The following is a 14,914-nucleotide window of genomic DNA, read 5'->3' on the forward strand; positions in this document are numbered from 1 at the left end:
CACCGCGGGCTGCCGCCGGTCAGAAGTCCCGGCCGCGACCCACCACGGAGAGCCCGCGGCCACGGAAGACCAAGGGGCATTGGTGGTGGCCCCGGCTGCAGCCGGGAGACGACGGTCTCCTTGGAGTAGGGGACGCCGGCCACGGTGCCCGGATAGCTCGACGGGATCGCGATGCGCGCGGGCGACACCTCGACCTCGGCGTGCGTGACCCCGGGCTGGATGCTCGCGCCGCCCAGCTCGGCCAGCAGCTGCACGGCCCGCCACGAGGCGACGAGGGGCAGCTCCCGGTCGACGCCGCGTTCGAACCGCTTGGACGACTCCGACACCAGCCCGTTCCTGCGCGACTCGCGCGAGATGCCGGTCGCGGAGAAGTGGGCGGCCTCGATGACGATGTCGGTCGAGGCGTCGGAGATCTCGGTCTCCAGCCCGCCCATGGTGCCGGCCATCGAGATCGGCCCCGACTGGTCGGTGATCAGGATGTCGTCGGGGTCGAGCTCGCGTACGACGTGGTCGAGCGTCTCGAGCCGCTCGCCCGCGACGGCGCGGCGCACGACGATCTCGCCGCGCAGCTTGCCGCGGTCGAACGCGTGCAGCGGCTGCCCGAGCTCCAGCATCAGGTAGTTGGTGATGTCGACGGCCAGCGACACCGACCGCATGCCGGCGCGCGTGAGGCGGATCCGCATCCAGAGCGGGCTCTGGGCGGCAGGGTCGAAGCCGGTGACCTCGCGCAGCACGAACCTGTCGCACGCGGTCGGGTCGGCGATCGACGCCGGCCACGCCGTGCCGGTCTCGGTGGGCAGCTCGACGTCGGCGGGGTCGCGGAACGCCACCCCGAACCCGGTCGCCACCTCGCGGGCCACGCCCCTGATCGACAGCGCGTAGCCGATGTCGGGCGTGATCTCCAGCTCGATCACGTCGTCACGCAGGCCGAGCAGCTCGACCACGTCGGTGCCGATCGGGGTGTCGGCCGGCAGCACCATGATGCCGCCGTGGTCGTCGCTCAGCCCGAGCTCGCGCTCGGAGCAGATCATGCCCTCCGACATGCGCCCGTACGTCTTGCGCGCCCCGACCTCGAACCCGCCGGGCAGTACGCCGCCGGGCAGCACGACGGGCACGCGGTCGCCGGCGACGAAGTTGGTGGCACCGCAGACGATCTCGCGCGGCGTCGCCTCACCGGTCTCGACCTTGCAGTGCCGGATCGGCTTCTTGAAGCCGGACAGCTCCTCGATCACGAGCACCTCGCCGACGACGACGTTCTTGACGTCGTGGCCGTGCGAGGTGATCGACTCGAGCTTGAGCCCGGCGGCCGTGAGCTTGTCGGCCACCTCGTGGGCGGTGACCGCCGGGAGATCGACATACTCCCGCAGCCAGGAAAGCGGGACCTTCATCAGATCTCCATTCCGAACGGGAGCGTGAAGCGCACGTCTCCCTCGACCATGTCACGCATGTCCTCGGCGTTGTGGCGGAACATCAGCGTCCGCTCGATGCCCATGCCGAACGCGAACCCGGAGTACCGCGACGGATCGACCCCGCAGGCGATGAGCACGCGCGGGTTGACCATGCCGCAGCCGCCCCACTCGATCCAGCCCTCCGACTTGCAGGTGCGGCAGGGCGGGTTGCCGGGGATCGCCGAGCTGCCGCGGCAGACGAAACACTTGAGGTCCATCTCGGCGGACGGCTCGGTGAACGGGAAGTAGTTGGGCCGGAAGCGGGTCGTGATGCCCTTGCCGAACATCACCTCCGCGAACCGGTCGAGCGTGCCCTTGAGGTGGGCCATCGTCAGGCCCTCGTCCACGGCCAGCCCCTCGGTCTGGTGGAAGACCGGGGTGTGGGTGGCGTCGAGCTCGTCGGTGCGGAACGTCTTGCCAGGCGAGATCACGTAGACCGGCAGCTCGCGCTGGAGCAGCGCGCGGATCTGCACCGGCGAGGTCTGCGTGCGCAGCACCATGCCGGAGTCGGCGTGGCCCGGCGCTGCCACGTAGAACGTGTCGTGCTCCGAGCGGGCCGGGTGGTCCTTGGCGATGTTGAGCGCGTCGAAGTTGAACCACTCGCCTTCGAGCTCGGGGCCCTCGGCCACTTCGTAGCCCATGGCGACGAACGCGTCGGCGATGCGCTCCTGCAGCGTGGTCAGCGGGTGGCGGGCGCCGCGCGGCCGCCGGTCCCACGGCAGGGTGACGTCGACGGTCTCCTCGACGAGCACCCGCGCGTCGCGCTCGGCCTCGAGCTCGGCCTGGCGGGCGGCGAGCGCTTCGTTGATCGCCCTACGGGCGGTGCCGACGCGCTTGCCGGCCTCGGCGCGGGCGGCGGGCGGCAGGGCGCCGATCTCGCGGTTGGCCAGGGCGATGGGCGAGCGGTCGCCCGCGTGCGCCAGCCGGGCCTGCTTGAGTGCGTCGAGGCTGTCGGCCGCCTTGATCGCCGCGATGGCGTCGGCCTCCATGCGGGACACCTCGTCGGCATGCAACGGTGTCACCTCGACGGGGTCGTAGTCAGACAAGAGTGAGCTCCGTATCCAGGGCTTGAGCGGAAAAGAGTCTAGTGGGGCCCGCCCACCGGGGCCGACTCGATCGCTAAGGGGTGGCGAAGTCGGGCGTGCCGGTGGGCACGGTAAATCGGAACTCCGCCCCGCCCTCGGGCGCCCGCTGCACGGTGATCGTGCCGCCATGCGCCTCGACCAGGCCCTTGACGATGAAGAGGCCGAGCCCGGTGCCACCGCGCCGGCGGCTGTTGCCGCCTCGCCAGAACTGCCTGAAGACGCGCGGAGCCAGCTCGGGCTCGATGCCCTCGCCCTCATCGCGCACCGACACGGCAACTCCCCATCCGACGGACTCGATCTCAATTGTCACAGTGCCGCGCCCGTGGCGCAGCGCGTTTTCCACCAGGTTACCCAGGATCTGGTCGATCTTGTCCTGGTCGAGCCACATCTCCGGCAGGTCGTCGCCGACGATCAGGCGAAAACGCCCCTCGGTCTCGCCCGCCGCGACCCGGCCCGCGATGAGCCTGCGCACCCTGGCGGGGACGTCGACGACCTGGCGGCGCACCTCCAGCCGCCCCGACTCGATGCGCGAGACGTCGAGCAGCTCGGTGATGAGCCTGGTGACGCGGTCGGCGTCGTTGTTGACGGTCTCGAGCATGACGCGCTTCTGCTCGTCGGTGAAGCGCTCCCACTTGGCCAGCATGGTCGCGGTGAAGCCCTTGACGCTGGTCAGCGGCGAGCGCAGCTCGTGGGCCACGGTCGAGACCAGGTCGGCGCGGCTGCGCTCCAGCCGGGCGCGAGCGCCGCCGTCGCGCAGGGTGATCGTGACGCGATCGACCTCGCCGCCGCGCTCCGGCTCGCGTACGAGCCTGGCCGCGACATACAGCTCCTGGCCGCCGGGCAGGTGCAGCGGCCGCTCCGGCGCCCTGCTCCTGATGCGCATCCCGCCCTCGGGGTCGAGCGCCTTCCACCAGTCGCGCCCGTCGTGGTCGCGGAACGGGAACACGTCGTTCATGTGCCTGCCGACCGCGCGCTCCATGGGGACGCCGGTGAGCCGGGCGGCGGCCCGATTTACGGCCAGCACGCAGCCGTCACGGTCGGTCACGATGAGGCCGTCGGGAAGGTCGTCGATGGCTATCGTGCACGCGGCGGCCACAACTCGCCCGTCGGTGTCTGCGCCGTGCACGACCTCGCCCCCTCCGCCTACAACGCCGACAATAGCGGGTTTCCCGCCGCCTAGGGCACTCGCTGAGCCCTAGCCGAGGAGTAAAGGCATACCGCCGCGGCGGTGGCCAGGTTCAGGCTTTCCGCCTGTCCGTAGATGGGCACTCTGACCACATCGTCGGCCTCAGCCAGTACGTCCTCCGGCAGTCCCCAGGCTTCGTTGCCGAAGATCCACGCGGTGGGTCCGCTAAGATCAACATCGTCGAGCGTGTGCTTGCCCGTGCCGTCGGCCGCCAGCACGCGCAAACCCCGCTCCTTGAGTTGACGCACGGCGGCGCTCACCGGTGCACCGATGACGACCGGCAAGTGGAACAGGCTGCCGACGCTGGCGCGTACGCACTTGCCGTTGTACGGGTCGACGGAGGCGTCGGTGAAGATCACCGCGTCGGCGCCGGCGGCGTCGGCCGCCCGCATGACGGTGCCGGCGTTGCCCGGGTCGCGCACGTGGGCGAGCACGGCGACCAGGCGCGGCTGCTCCGCCAGCGCCTTGTCCAGGGGCACGTGTACGAGCGTGCAGACGGCCACCAGCCCCTGCGGGGTCACGGTCTGTGACAGCTCCGACATGACCTCGCCGCTGGCCCGGTGCACGGGCACGCCCTTCAGACGGGCCTCGGTGATCAGCTCGGGGTGGCGCAGCTCGGCCTCGGCGGTGCTGAACAACTCCAGCGTCACGCCGTCGAGCTTGAGCGCCTCGCGCACCGCCTGCGGCCCCTCGGCCAGGAACCTGCGGTCCTGCTCCCTGAAGGCCCGCTTGGTGAGCCGCCTGGCCGCCTTCACCCGCGGCGACTTCACGTTGGTCAGCTCGGACCCGGCCATGCTCTCTCCCTGTCCCACACAGCTACATCGCTCACGGCGACGTCCCACACAGCAGCGTCCCTCACGGAACGTCCCACACCGCGACGCCCCTCGTGCCAGCGCCCCACACCTGGACGCCCCTCGTGGCAGCGCCCCACACCTGGACGCCCCTCGTGGCAGCGCCCCACACCTGGACGCCCCTCGTGGCAGCGCCCCACACAGCAACAAAGGGCCCACCGTCATCGGTGGGCCCCTCGATTAAGACGAGCGCCTCAGCTCGCGGCTTTCAGCTCGCGGCCGGAGCGTTCACGTTCGCCGGAAGCGCCTTCTTGGCGGCCTCGACGAGCGTGGCGAAGGTCTGGCTGTCGTTGACCGCGAGGTCGGCCAGGATCTTGCGGTCGACCTCGACGCCGGCCAGGCGCAGACCCTGGATCAGGCGGTTGTAGGTCATGCCGTTCTGGCGGGCGGCGGCGTTGATCCGCTGGATCCACAGACGGCGGAAGGTGCCCTTGCGGTCCTTGCGGTCCCGGTAGGCGTACGTCATCGAGTGGAGCATCTGCTCCTTGGCCTTGCGGTACAGACGCGACCGCTGGCCACGGTAACCGCTCGCCCTCTCGAGGACGACCCTGCGCTTCTTCTTGGCGTTGAGCGCCCGCTTCACGCGTGCCATGTTTCTTCTCCCCGGGGAATCGCGCTACTTAGCGAGCAGCTTCTTGATCTTCTTGGAATCGGCGTCGGAAAGGACGACCTCGTTCTTGAGACGGCGCGTCAGCGTGGACGACTTCCACTCGTTGTAGTGCGCGCGGTTGGCACGGCGACGCTTGATCTTGCCGGTGCCGGTAAGCCGGAACCGCTTCTTCGCACCGCTGTGCGTCTTCATCTTCGGCATGTCGCCGTCTCTCCTCGTTTCGGTCGTGCCACGGGCCGGGCCGGTGCTGGGCCGACCCGGTCGCGGCGTCTTCGTCTGCTGGTGGCTTAATCGGGGCGCTCTGTAAGGCTAACCCCAACCGCGGGTCATCCTTCCTGTGGGGAAGTGTCCTCGCCGCCACGCTGTGCCTTGGCTGCGGCCTTTTCGGCCTTGGCCTCAGCCTTCTTCTTATGCGGACCGATCACCATGATCATGTTACGGCCGTCCTGCTTGGCGTGGGACTCCACGAAACCGAGCTCCTGGACGTCGTCCGCGAGCCGCTGCAGAAGCCGGAAACCCAACTCCGGCCGGGACTGCTCGCGACCACGGAACATGATCGTGACTTTGACCTTGTCTCCTGCCTTGAGGAACCGCACCACGTGACCCTTCTTGGTCTCGTAGTCGTGCGGGTCGATCTTCGGCCGGAGCTTGATCTCCTTGATGATCGTGTGCGCCTGATTCTTGCGCGCCTCGCGCGCCTTCATCGCGGACTCGTACTTGAACTTGCCGTAGTCCATGAGCTTGCACACGGGCGGTCGAGCCGTGGCCGCGACCTCGACGAGGTCGAGGTCGGCCTCCTGGGCGAGCTTCAGGGCGTCGTGAATCGAGACGATGCCTACCTGCTCGCCGTTCGGGCCCACGAGGCGAACCTCGGGAACTCGGATACGCTCGTTGATGCGGGGCTCAGTGCTGATGGGGCCTCCTAGGTTTGCGATCCCTACGTGCTCGTCGTGCCGGGAGCTCCTCGCCAACGCGAAAAGCCCCGCACGTCGCGCATGCGGGGCCACTGAGCTCTTCGGCTTTCGTGGCCTTGAGCTCCCCGGAGTAGTCCGGCGTGATCCTGGACCCGGCCACCTTTCCGGTGACGCAGGTGGGAGGGAGACCTCCGCTTGCGCGTCCAGCAATGGCATGCCGGACCGATCAGAGAGCTACATTACCACAACGACCAGAGGCTCTCGAATCATCCCCGCTGGCCCGGCCCCTGCACCGATCCAGACGGAAGCGACCGGATGGCAGCTGCAAGAGGCCAAGCAGCCTTTCAGTGAAGTCGGCAGGAAGGCTCACGACGAGGGGCCGCAGGTCGTCACGAAGCACGGCAAGGACGTGGTGGTGATCCTCGGCATGGAGGAGTACCGCCGGCTCAAGGGTAGGCAGCCGGACTTCAAGGAGTTCCTGCTCAGCGAGCCGGACTGGCCGGACGATCTGGAGGTCGCACGCGACAGGAGTCTTCCGCGAGAAGTGGGCCTCGGCTGGTGAGCGCCGGCCACATCATCTCCGAGGTACGAAGCCACATGGCAACCTGGGGCCGACTCTCTACCTCGGCGTCCTGTCCATCGGCGAGATCCGCTGGGGGATCGAGCTGCGCCGGAAGAGCGACCCCCAGCAGGCGTTGGTGCTGGAGAGGTGGCTCGCGGACACCGGCGTGACCGTGATCAACCCGTTCGAGATGACCGCCTGGCGAGCTCCGCCTCGCCGGCCGCGCGCATGGCCTCCACCGGCACATCCGTCCGGCCCGTCATCAGCTCCACCTGCCGCACCGCCTGGTGCAGCAGCATCGCGAACCCCCCGACCACGGTGCCGCCCGCGGCCCGGGCGGCCGCCGCCGCACCGGTCGGCCAGGGTGAGTAGACCACGTCGAAGAGCGCGGGCACCCGCGCCAGCCGGTCGGCGAACGCGTCCGCCGCCCCGCCTGGCAGCGTCGAGACCACCAGATCCACCCGCGTGAAGGCGTCGAGCTTGTCGAACGTCTCCACCGCCAGCGCCACGCCCAGCCGCTCGGCCACCTCCACCGTCTCCCCCGCCCGCGCGGGGTCGCGCACCAGCAGCGTCGCCGAGAACAGCCCGAGGTTACGTAGCGCCGCGAGCGCCGAGGCCGCCGTAGCCCCTCCGCCGAGCACGGTCGCCGAGCCCGGCGCGGGCACGCCCGCCTCGGCCAGCGCCTGCTCGATGCCGTAGACGTCGGTGTTGTGGCCGTGCCGGCGCCCGTCGTGGAAGACCACGGTGTTGGCCCCGCCGACCTCGACGGCCAGGTCGGACACGGTGTCGAGCAGGGGCAGCACGGCCCGCTTGAGCGGCATGGTCAGCGAGAGCCCCGCCCACGCGTTCTCACCGCCGGGGACCTGGCCGCGCACGGGCACCAGCTCGCCCAGCAGCGCGGGCAGCCGCGCCTCGTCGCACTCGAACGCCTCGTAGCTCCACCCGTCGAGCCCCATCGCCTGGTACGCGGCCCGGTGCAGGTAAGGCGAGAGCGAATGACCGATGGGCGACCCCATCACCGCAGCCCGCATCCACACTCCTTCCAACCATGCAAGACCCTATCGCCAACGCTCTGCCACCTGGACGGCCCACGGGGCGCGCGTCACGGCGGGTCGTCCCATCACCTGAGAAGCGTCCCTTGGACGGGGGGCGGCGCAGGTCGGCGGGAGGTGCCCACCGTGCGCAGCCGTAAAGGATGGGTGTCACCCGCGCAAACTGGCCACCCGCCCTACGGCGGCCCGCCAAGAACGGATGTCCCCACGCAGACCCCGCCACCCACCGCACAGCTGCCCGCCAAGAACGGGTGTCCCCACGTAGACCCGGCACCCGCCCTACGGCGGCCCGCCAAGAACGGGTGTCCCCATGCAGACCCCGCCACCCGCCGTGCGGCGCGTGTCCGGATCGGGCAGAACCGGCCTAAAGGACGCCCACCCACGACGGCGCGGTGGGCGGGCGTCGGAGGTCAGCCGCCGCAGCCACCGTTCCTGGCGCACTTGGCCAGCAGCGCCTGACGCTGGGCCTCGGTGGTGGCGAACTCGGTGATGCTGCTCTTGGGGTCAGTGGCCACGAAGTACAGCCAATCCCCCTTCGCCGGGGTCAGCGCGGCCTGGATGGCGTGGTCGCCGGGGTTGGCGATCGGGCCGGGCGGCAGCCCCTCGTACATGTAGGTGTTGTAAGGGGACTTGGTCTGCAGTTCGGCGTGGGTGGCATAGGTGCGGTACTTGTTCAGCGCGTACATGACCGTGCTGTCCATCGCCAGCTTCATCTGCGGCTTGCGCTCCAGCCGGTTGTAGATGACGCGGGCGATCTTCGGCATGTCCTCCTGGCGACCGGCCTCGGCCTGCACGATGCTGGCGATGACCATGATCTCGTGCGGCGTGTGGCCGAGTGCCTTGGCGCCGCCCTCGAGGTCCATCTGCTCAGCCGTCTGGTTGAACCGCTTGACCATCGCTCCCAGGATCTGCGACGCCGTGGTCTTGGGCTGGACCTCGTACGTGGCCGGGAAGGCGTATCCCTCGAGCTTGCCCTTGGCGTATTTCGGCAGGTCTAGCTGATCCACGTCCTTGGCCGCCGCGGCGAAGTCCTTGACGGGTTTGCCGGTCTCCTGCGCCAACGTCTTCAAGGTGTCGGACAGGCGCAGGCCCTCCTTGAGGGTCACCGTGGCGCGCATCCGGTTGTCCGGGATGAGCAGCGCCACCGCGCTCGCGGCCGACATGTTCTTGCGCAGCTTGTACGAGCCGGGCTGCAGCGAGCCGCTCCTGTTGGCGTTGGCGATCGCGTTGGTGAACGCCCTGGCGCTGGCCACGACCCCCTGCTTCTCCAGCTCCTGCGCCACGTCCGAGGCGCTCTGGCCGTCCTTGATCTCCACGACGACCTCGCCGGTGCCCTGACCGGTGTAGTCGTCGGGCACGAGCGCGTCGTTGAGCCACATGTAGCCGTAGTAACCGCCGCCGCCGATGATGCCCGCCAGCACGACGAAGGCGAGCAGCGGCGCGATGAAGCCGCCACGGTTGCGGCGTCGGCGCCGTCGGCGGCCGCCACGGCCGCCGCGAGTGCGCCGGGTACGACCGCCGTCGTCCTCGGCGCCGAGGAGAGTGTTCAGATCGAGATCGTTCATAGGTGCGCTGGCCAATCTCCCGGTATGACCGGCCGGGCGTCAAGCGAAACCGCCAAACCGGCTTGGGTCACCGAGCGGAACTGGGGGGCCCGCCGGACATGCTCCCACGACCAGCGGAGATCACTCTGGGTAGCCATGCTAAGGGATGGAAAGAGGACGCATGACCCGTTTTGGGGCATTCGCGCCGGGACGGAGGGGGTCCCGCCGAACATCAACTCGTCCCGAGGTTCTTATTCAGCTCTTCCCGGTATCTCACGAACTCGCTCTCTTTGTCGGTGAATTTGGTGATTCTATGCGCCGGATCTGTCGTCACAAACCAGTGCCAATCACCTTGGGCTGGGTTCAGGGCCGCCATCAGCGCCTTCTCCCCGGGATTCGCGATAGGCCCGGGCGGCAGCCCTTTGTGCTGGTAGGTGTTGTAAGGAGAGTCGACCTTGGTGTCACGCTCCGTAATTTTCAGACTCCGCCGGTTCTGCGCGTACAGGACGGTGCTGTCGATCTCCAGCGGGGTGCCCTTCTGGAGGCGGTTGTAGATCACCCTGGAGATCTTCGGGTAATCCGCGTCGACCCCGCCCTCGGCCTGGATCATGCTGGCCACCGTGACGGCCTCCAGCGGCGTCACGTGCTTGCGGGCCGCCTCCTTCTCCAGGCCGATCTGGCGGGCCGCGAGCTGGAAGCGCTCGACCATCGCCGCGAGCACGTCCACGGCCGTGTCACCGGGCTCGATCTCATACGTGGCGGGGAAGAGGAACCCCTCGAGCCCCTCCGCGTACGAGGGCAGGCCGACGAGAGCCTTGTCGACGCCCTGCAGCTCCTTGAGCGGCAGCCCGGCCAGTTTGGCCACGCGGGCCAGCACCTCGGACGTCCGCAGACCCTCGGGGACGGTGACGCGCCGCACGACCCTGGACGAGGGCGCGAGCAGCAGGTCGAGCGCCGCCTTGGCGGCCATGCCCTTGCGCATCCGGTAGTGCCCGGGCCGCAGCCGGTTGGTGACCGCGCGCTCCTCCGTCACCCGTACGAACGACTGCGCGCTCGCCACCACCCCGGCCTCGGCCAGCATGGAGCCGATGGCCTGCGCGCTCGAACCCGGCGCGATCCGCACCGTCACGGCGCCGCTGCCGGGCCCGTCGAAGTCTTCGGGGCTCAGGTACGGCTTGAGCACCGCGATCCCACCCGCCCCCAAGGCCACCAGGGACACGATCAGGCCCGCGGAGACCATCCCGGCCTTGCGCAAGGCCCGCTGGCGAGGCGCGGCCGGCACCCCGACCTCCGCCTCCCCCACCGTCCCGGCCTCCACCGTCCCGGCTTCCGCAGCGCCGACTTCCGCCGTCCCCGCCTCCACCGCGCCGACCTCCGCCGTGCCTACTTCCGCCGTCCCGGCTTCCGCTGCGCCGACTCCCGCCGCCGCATCAGGCTCCGCCGCCGCATCAGGTCCGGCCGTCGCATCGGGCTCGGGCCGCTGTCGCTCCGGGTTCGGGTCGCGCTCCGCCGGGTCCTCCGGCCTGTCCTGCTCGGAGTCGCCGGAGGAGAACGGGATCATGTCGCCGAGGTCGTCCTCGCCATCGGGCCTGCCGTTCACGCGGCCACCCCACCGTCAGCGATGCGGACGACCAGAACCCTCACAGCCGCCGAGCCGTCAGCCCTGCGATCGACCCGGCAGCGGACCTGCGGCCACGTCCTGGCCATGCGTCCTGCCGGGTACTCCGCCTGCGCGGGCGCGACCCCCGTATCGCGCGCGCTCATGAGGCAGGTCCGTCGGCCGCTGGGGGCGGTACGACGGGCCTGCCTGGGGGTCTATCGGTGGCGCGTTCGGAGTCGAGCGCGTCCTGCAGCAACACGACGGCCGCGGCCTGATCCACGACGCCGCGCTGCTTCTTGGCTTTCATGCCGCTGGCACGCAGCCCATGCGTGGCGGCGACCGTGGTCAGCCGCTCGTCGAACAGCCGCACGGGCGTCGGCGCGAGCCGGACCGCGAGATCGGCGGCGAACTGGCGGGCCAGCCCCGCCGCCTGCCCCTCACGTCCGGACAGCGAGGTGGGCAGCCCCACGATCACCTCGATCGCCTCGTGCTCCGCGACGATCGCGGCGATGCGGTCGAGGTCGCCCTTGCCTCGCCTGACGGTCTCGACCGGCGTGGCCAGAAACCCGGAAGGGTCACTGCGGGCCACGCCGATACGTACGGATCCGACGTCCACGCCGATCCGCGTGCCGAACCTCATATCAGCCGAGCTGATCCGCGACAGCCTGCTCGACCTGCTGCAGCGCGTCGCCGATCGCGTCCGGCCGTGTGCCGCCGCCCTGCGCGACGTCGTCCTTGCCGCCACCGCCACCCCCAAGAGCCTTGGCGGCGACGCCGACCAGCTTCCCGGCCTTGAGCCCGCGCTCGCGCCCCGCCTCGTTGACCGCAGCAACCACCACAGGTCGGTCGGAGGGGACGCCGGCGATCACGATGACCGCCGGCCGGTCCGCCGGGAACCTGCCACGCACATCCAGCGCGAGCTTACGCAGATCATCCGCACCGGTGCCATCAGGCGCGCGGTGTGTCACAACGGAGACTCCACGCAGGTCGCCCGCCTTGGCGGCGAGATCACCGGCCACCTGGAGCACCTGGGCGGAGCGGATCTTCTCCAGCTCCTTCTCCGCCGTGCGCAGCCGGGTGACGATGCCGTCGATGCGCTCGGGCAGCTCCTCGCGGCGCGCCTTGAGCTGCTCGGTGAGCTGCGCGACCAGCACGCTCTCGCGGGCCAGGAAGCGGAAGGCGTCGATGCCGACAAGCGCCTCGACGCGGCGCACGCCCGCGCCGACCGACTGCTCGCCCAGCACCTTGACCAGGCCGAGCTGGCCCGAGCTGTGAACGTGGGTGCCGCCGCACAGCTCGCGCGAGTAGTCGCCGATCTCGACGACGCGGACCTCGTCACCGTACTTCTCGCCGAACATCGCCAGCGCGCCCATCGCCCTGGCCTCCGCCTGCGAGGTGTAGAAGGCGTTGACCTTGAGGTCGTTGATGAGCACGGCGTTGACCTCGTCCTCGACGTCGCGCAGCACGCTGGCCGGCACCGCGCCCGCCGCCGTGAAGTCGAAGCGGAAGCGGCCGGGCGAGTTCTCCGAGCCGGCCTGGGCCGCCGTCTCGCCGAGCGCGTTCTTGAAGCCGCGGTGGACGAGGTGGGTGGCGCTGTGGCTGCGCGAGATCGCGCGGCGGCGCTCGAGGTCGATCTCCGCCTGCGCGTCGTCGCCGACCTTGAGCTCGCCACTGCGGATCTTGCCGCGGTGCACGACCAGGCCCGCGAGCGGCGTCTGCACGTCGACGATCTCGACCTCGGCGCCGCTGGTGCGGATCACGCCCTGGTCGGCGAGCTGGCCGCCGCCCTCGGCGTAGAACGGGGTGCGCCCGAGCACGACCTCCACGGTCGCGCCCGCACCGGCCGCCGGGACGGGCACGCCGTCGACCAGGATGCCGACCACGCTCGTGTCGGCCTCGGTCTGGTCGTAGCCGAGGAACTCGACCTTGCCCGCCTTCTCCAGCAGCTGCCCGAAGACGGAGATGTCGGCGTTGCCGGTCTTCTTCGCCGCGGCGTCGGCCTTGGCCCGCTCCCGCTGCTCCTTCATGAGCCGGCGGAAGCCCTCCTCGTCGACCTTGAGCCCGTGCTCGGACGCCATCTCCAGCGTCAGGTCGATGGGGAAGCCGTAGGTGTCGTGGAGCTGGAACGCCTGGTCGCCGGAGAGCGTGGTGCCGGACTTGCGCTTGGTCTCCTCGACGGCCACGTCGAAGATCGCGGTGCCGGTGCGCAGCGTGCCCAGGAACGACGCCTCCTCGGCGTCGATGACCGCGTGGATCTGCGGCGCGTCGACCTTGAGCTCGGCGTACTGCTCGCCCATGACGTTGATGGCGACGTCGGTCAGCTCGTGCATGTAGCGGTCGTCGCCGGAGCCGAGCAGGCGCAGGTTGCGCACGCTCCTGCGCAGGATGCGGCGCAGCACGTAGCCCCGGCCCTCGTTGCTGGGCAGCACGCCGTCGGCCACCAGCATGGTGCCGGTGCGGACGTGGTCGGCGATCACGCGCAGGCTCACGTCGGCCCGCGGGTCGCGCCCGTAGCGGGTCTTGGTGAGCTCGGCCGCCTTGTCGAGGATCTTGTACGTGGTGTCGATCTCGTAGATGTTGTCGACGCCCTGCAGGATCGCGGCCATGCGCTCGAGGCCCATGCCGGTGTCGATGTTCTTCGCCGGCAGCTCGCCCGCCACGTCGAAGTCGACCTTGGTGCGGACCTGGCTGAGCTGGTACTGCATGAAGACGAGGTTCCACACCTCGAGGTAGCGGTCCTCGTCGGCGACGGGGCCGCCCTCCTTGCCGTATTCGGCGCCGCGGTCGTAGTAGATCTCCGAGCAGGGGCCGCCGGGGCCGGGCACGCCCATGTGCCAGTAGTTGTCCTCCAGGCCACGCCGCTGGATGCGGTGCTCGGGCAGGCCGACGCGGTTGCGCCAGAGGTCGTAGGCCTCGTCGTCCTCGAGGTAGACCGTCGCCCACAGCTTGTCCTCGGGGAAGCCGAAGCCGCCGTCGGACTCGGAGCGGGTGAGCAGCTCCCACGCGAACGGGATCACTTCGGCCTTGAAGTAGTCACCGATGGAGAAGTTGCCCAGCATCTGGAAGAACGTGGCGTGCCGCGTGGTCTTGCCGACCTCGTCGATGTCGGGGGTGCGCACGCACTTCTGCGCGGTGGCCAGCCGGGACGCCGGAGGCTTGCGCTGCCCCAGGAAGTACGGCTTGAACGGCACCATACCGGCATTAACCAGGAGAAGCGTGGGGTCCTCAGCGATCAGGCTGGCCGAGGGCACTACCTTGTGCCCACGCTCCTCGAAGAAGCGCAGGAAGCGGCGGGCGATCTCTGCCGACTCCATGTTGGCCATCCTTTGCGTTAGTTGTTGTCTTCAGCGTTGCCGAGCCCGAAGCGGGCTCGCAACTCGGTTTCGCGCTCCGCGGCCTCGCCGAGCGCGTCGGAAGTAAAGTCTCTCACCTGCCGGAGCATCCCCGCGGCGCCGTTGGCAGTCCTGCGGGCGACGTGGTCGGGGTGGAGCGCCTGCAGCCTGCGCATCACCCAGAAGGTGAGGAACGCGCCCAGCGACAGGTAGAACAGCCGTCTGATCATCGCGCCTGCCCCTGACGCGTCCTCGGGACGGCCTTGCGGGGCCTGCGGGCCTCGATAGCTCGGCGGACGCCGTACGCGAGCGAGGACACCTTGATCAGCGGCCCGGTGAAGATGGTCTGCGTCACCGCGCTGAGCTTGGCCGCGTGACCACTGACCTGCTTGACGTCCTTGGTGATGGCCTCGACGGCGATCAGCTGCCGGTTGGTCTCGTTGACCGTGACGCTCATGTCGTCGAGCAGCGGCGTCAGGCGGTCGTTCAGGTCGGAGACCGCCTTGGTGGTTTCGGTGAGCAGCCTGGCCAGCTTGATGAGCACCATGGCGAGCACGCAGACCAGGACTATCCAGCCGGTGGCCGCGATCAGGCCGGCGACCTCTCCAGCGGTAAGCATGCGCTCATCTCCCTCGTACGCTGGGCCGGAACGGCAAGACCTTATCGCGTTCGAGTGACAACCTTGGTGAGGACGCCGGCCTTGACCGTGCTGCCGCGTCGGCGTCCGGCG

15 protein-coding genes are annotated in these 14,914 nt (G+C 69.7%); 1 reads left to right on the plus strand and 14 read right to left on the minus strand.

From position 1 onward, the window contains the following. From ACWEPL_RS47365 to infC, 7 genes are all read right to left on the minus strand, one after another. On the minus strand, positions 1-1,388 hold a 1,388-nt coding region (locus tag ACWEPL_RS47365; RefSeq protein ID WP_452440126.1), incomplete at its 3' end, for a phenylalanine--tRNA ligase subunit beta. Beyond that, entirely contained in the window at positions 1,388-2,437 is a 1,050-nt protein-coding gene (gene pheS, locus ACWEPL_RS47370) for a phenylalanine--tRNA ligase subunit alpha (protein ID WP_363972913.1), read from the minus strand. The genes pheS and ACWEPL_RS47365, both read right to left, overlap by 1 nt. A gap of 130 nt (positions 2,438-2,567) precedes the next feature. Next, complete coding sequence (locus tag ACWEPL_RS47375) at positions 2,568-3,659, minus strand: sensor histidine kinase (protein WP_350727196.1); 1,092 nt, start codon at positions 3,657-3,659, stop codon at positions 2,568-2,570. A 50-nt stretch (positions 3,660-3,709) separates the two neighbouring features. After that, positions 3,710-4,513: a TrmH family RNA methyltransferase gene (locus tag ACWEPL_RS47380; protein WP_355198475.1), complete on the minus strand. Its 804-nt coding sequence runs from the start codon at positions 4,511-4,513 to the stop codon at positions 3,710-3,712. A gap of 265 nt (positions 4,514-4,778) precedes the next feature. Next, the gene (gene rplT / locus ACWEPL_RS47385; protein ID WP_185077087.1) at positions 4,779-5,162 is read right to left on the minus strand and encodes a 50S ribosomal protein L20; all 384 of its coding nucleotides are present in this window, start codon (positions 5,160-5,162) and stop codon (positions 4,779-4,781) included. A gap of 24 nt (positions 5,163-5,186) precedes the next feature. Next, positions 5,187-5,381: a 50S ribosomal protein L35 gene (gene rpmI, locus ACWEPL_RS47390; RefSeq protein WP_043622108.1), complete on the minus strand. Its 195-nt coding sequence runs from the start codon at positions 5,379-5,381 to the stop codon at positions 5,187-5,189. Positions 5,382-5,506: 125 nt separating this feature from the next. Next, on the minus strand, positions 5,507-6,151 hold the full coding sequence (gene infC, locus ACWEPL_RS47395; RefSeq protein WP_452440128.1) for a translation initiation factor IF-3: 645 nt from the start codon (positions 6,149-6,151) through the stop codon (positions 5,507-5,509). Between the two features lie 157 nt (positions 6,152-6,308). Here infC and ACWEPL_RS47400 point away from each other — a divergent pair, with 157 nt between their 5' ends. Next, positions 6,309-6,656: a type II toxin-antitoxin system Phd/YefM family antitoxin gene (locus ACWEPL_RS47400; protein ID WP_452440129.1), complete on the plus strand. Its 348-nt coding sequence runs from the start codon at positions 6,309-6,311 to the stop codon at positions 6,654-6,656. A gap of 176 nt (positions 6,657-6,832) precedes the next feature. On the opposite strand, the gene ACWEPL_RS47405 is transcribed toward ACWEPL_RS47400, so the two are convergent. The 7 genes from ACWEPL_RS47405 to ACWEPL_RS47435 all read right to left on the minus strand — a co-directional run bounded on the left by ACWEPL_RS47405 (position 6,833) and on the right by ACWEPL_RS47435 (position 14,803). Next, positions 6,833-7,687: a shikimate dehydrogenase gene (locus ACWEPL_RS47405; RefSeq protein ID WP_452440130.1), complete on the minus strand. Its 855-nt coding sequence runs from the start codon at positions 7,685-7,687 to the stop codon at positions 6,833-6,835. Positions 7,688-8,118: 431 nt separating this feature from the next. Further along, positions 8,119-9,273, minus strand: a complete 1,155-nt coding sequence (mltG, locus tag ACWEPL_RS47410) for an endolytic transglycosylase MltG (protein WP_363972086.1) — start codon at positions 9,271-9,273, stop codon at positions 8,119-8,121. Between the two features lie 211 nt (positions 9,274-9,484). Beyond that, positions 9,485-10,852 (minus strand): endolytic transglycosylase MltG, encoded by a 1,368-nt coding sequence (gene mltG, locus ACWEPL_RS47415; protein ID WP_452440131.1) that lies wholly within the window; start codon positions 10,850-10,852, stop codon positions 9,485-9,487. Positions 10,853-11,012: 160 nt separating this feature from the next. Continuing rightward, the gene (gene ruvX, locus ACWEPL_RS47420; RefSeq protein WP_363972092.1) at positions 11,013-11,492 is read right to left on the minus strand and encodes a Holliday junction resolvase RuvX; all 480 of its coding nucleotides are present in this window, start codon (positions 11,490-11,492) and stop codon (positions 11,013-11,015) included. 1 nt (position 11,493) lies between these two features. After that, positions 11,494-14,166 carry an alanine--tRNA ligase gene (alaS, locus tag ACWEPL_RS47425; RefSeq protein WP_363972094.1) on the minus strand — a complete coding sequence of 891 codons (2,673 nt, stop codon included), beginning with the start codon at positions 14,164-14,166 and terminating at the stop codon, positions 11,494-11,496. A 17-nt stretch (positions 14,167-14,183) separates the two neighbouring features. Beyond that, a complete protein-coding gene (locus ACWEPL_RS47430; protein WP_350727189.1) occupies positions 14,184-14,414 on the minus strand; it encodes a hypothetical protein in 231 nt (76 codons plus the stop codon). Next, a complete protein-coding gene (locus ACWEPL_RS47435; RefSeq protein ID WP_350727188.1) occupies positions 14,411-14,803 on the minus strand; it encodes a DUF948 domain-containing protein in 393 nt (130 codons plus the stop codon). The genes ACWEPL_RS47430 and ACWEPL_RS47435 overlap by 4 nt, the downstream gene beginning before the upstream one ends. Between the last annotated feature and the right edge of the window lie 111 nt (positions 14,804-14,914).

This window comes from Nonomuraea sp. NPDC004186, assembly GCF_053603495.1.

Excerpts from the sequence above, each read along its gene's own strand:
- pheS (WP_363972913.1), bottom strand. The coding sequence starts at position 2,437 with ATGGAGGCCGACGCCATCGCGGCGATCAAGGCGGCCGACAGCCTCGAC.
- ACWEPL_RS47380 (WP_355198475.1), bottom strand. The coding sequence starts at position 4,513 with ATGGCCGGGTCCGAGCTGACCAACGTGAAGTCGCCGCGGGTGAAGGCG.
- rplT (WP_185077087.1), bottom strand. The coding sequence starts at position 5,162 with ATGGCACGCGTGAAGCGGGCGCTCAACGCCAAGAAGAAGCGCAGGGTC.
- rpmI (WP_043622108.1), bottom strand. The coding sequence starts at position 5,381 with ATGCCGAAGATGAAGACGCACAGCGGTGCGAAGAAGCGGTTCCGGCTT.
- ACWEPL_RS47400 (WP_452440129.1), top strand. The coding sequence starts at position 6,309 with ATGCCGGACCGATCAGAGAGCTACATTACCACAACGACCAGAGGCTCT.
- ACWEPL_RS47405 (WP_452440130.1), bottom strand. The coding sequence starts at position 7,687 with ATGCGGGCTGCGGTGATGGGGTCGCCCATCGGTCATTCGCTCTCGCCT.
- mltG (WP_363972086.1), bottom strand. The coding sequence starts at position 9,273 with ATGAACGATCTCGATCTGAACACTCTCCTCGGCGCCGAGGACGACGGC.
- ruvX (WP_363972092.1), bottom strand. The coding sequence starts at position 11,492 with ATGAGGTTCGGCACGCGGATCGGCGTGGACGTCGGATCCGTACGTATC.
- alaS (WP_363972094.1), bottom strand. The coding sequence starts at position 14,166 with ATGGAGTCGGCAGAGATCGCCCGCCGCTTCCTGCGCTTCTTCGAGGAG.
- ACWEPL_RS47430 (WP_350727189.1), bottom strand. The coding sequence starts at position 14,414 with ATGATCAGACGGCTGTTCTACCTGTCGCTGGGCGCGTTCCTCACCTTC.
- ACWEPL_RS47435 (WP_350727188.1), bottom strand. The coding sequence starts at position 14,803 with ATGCTTACCGCTGGAGAGGTCGCCGGCCTGATCGCGGCCACCGGCTGG.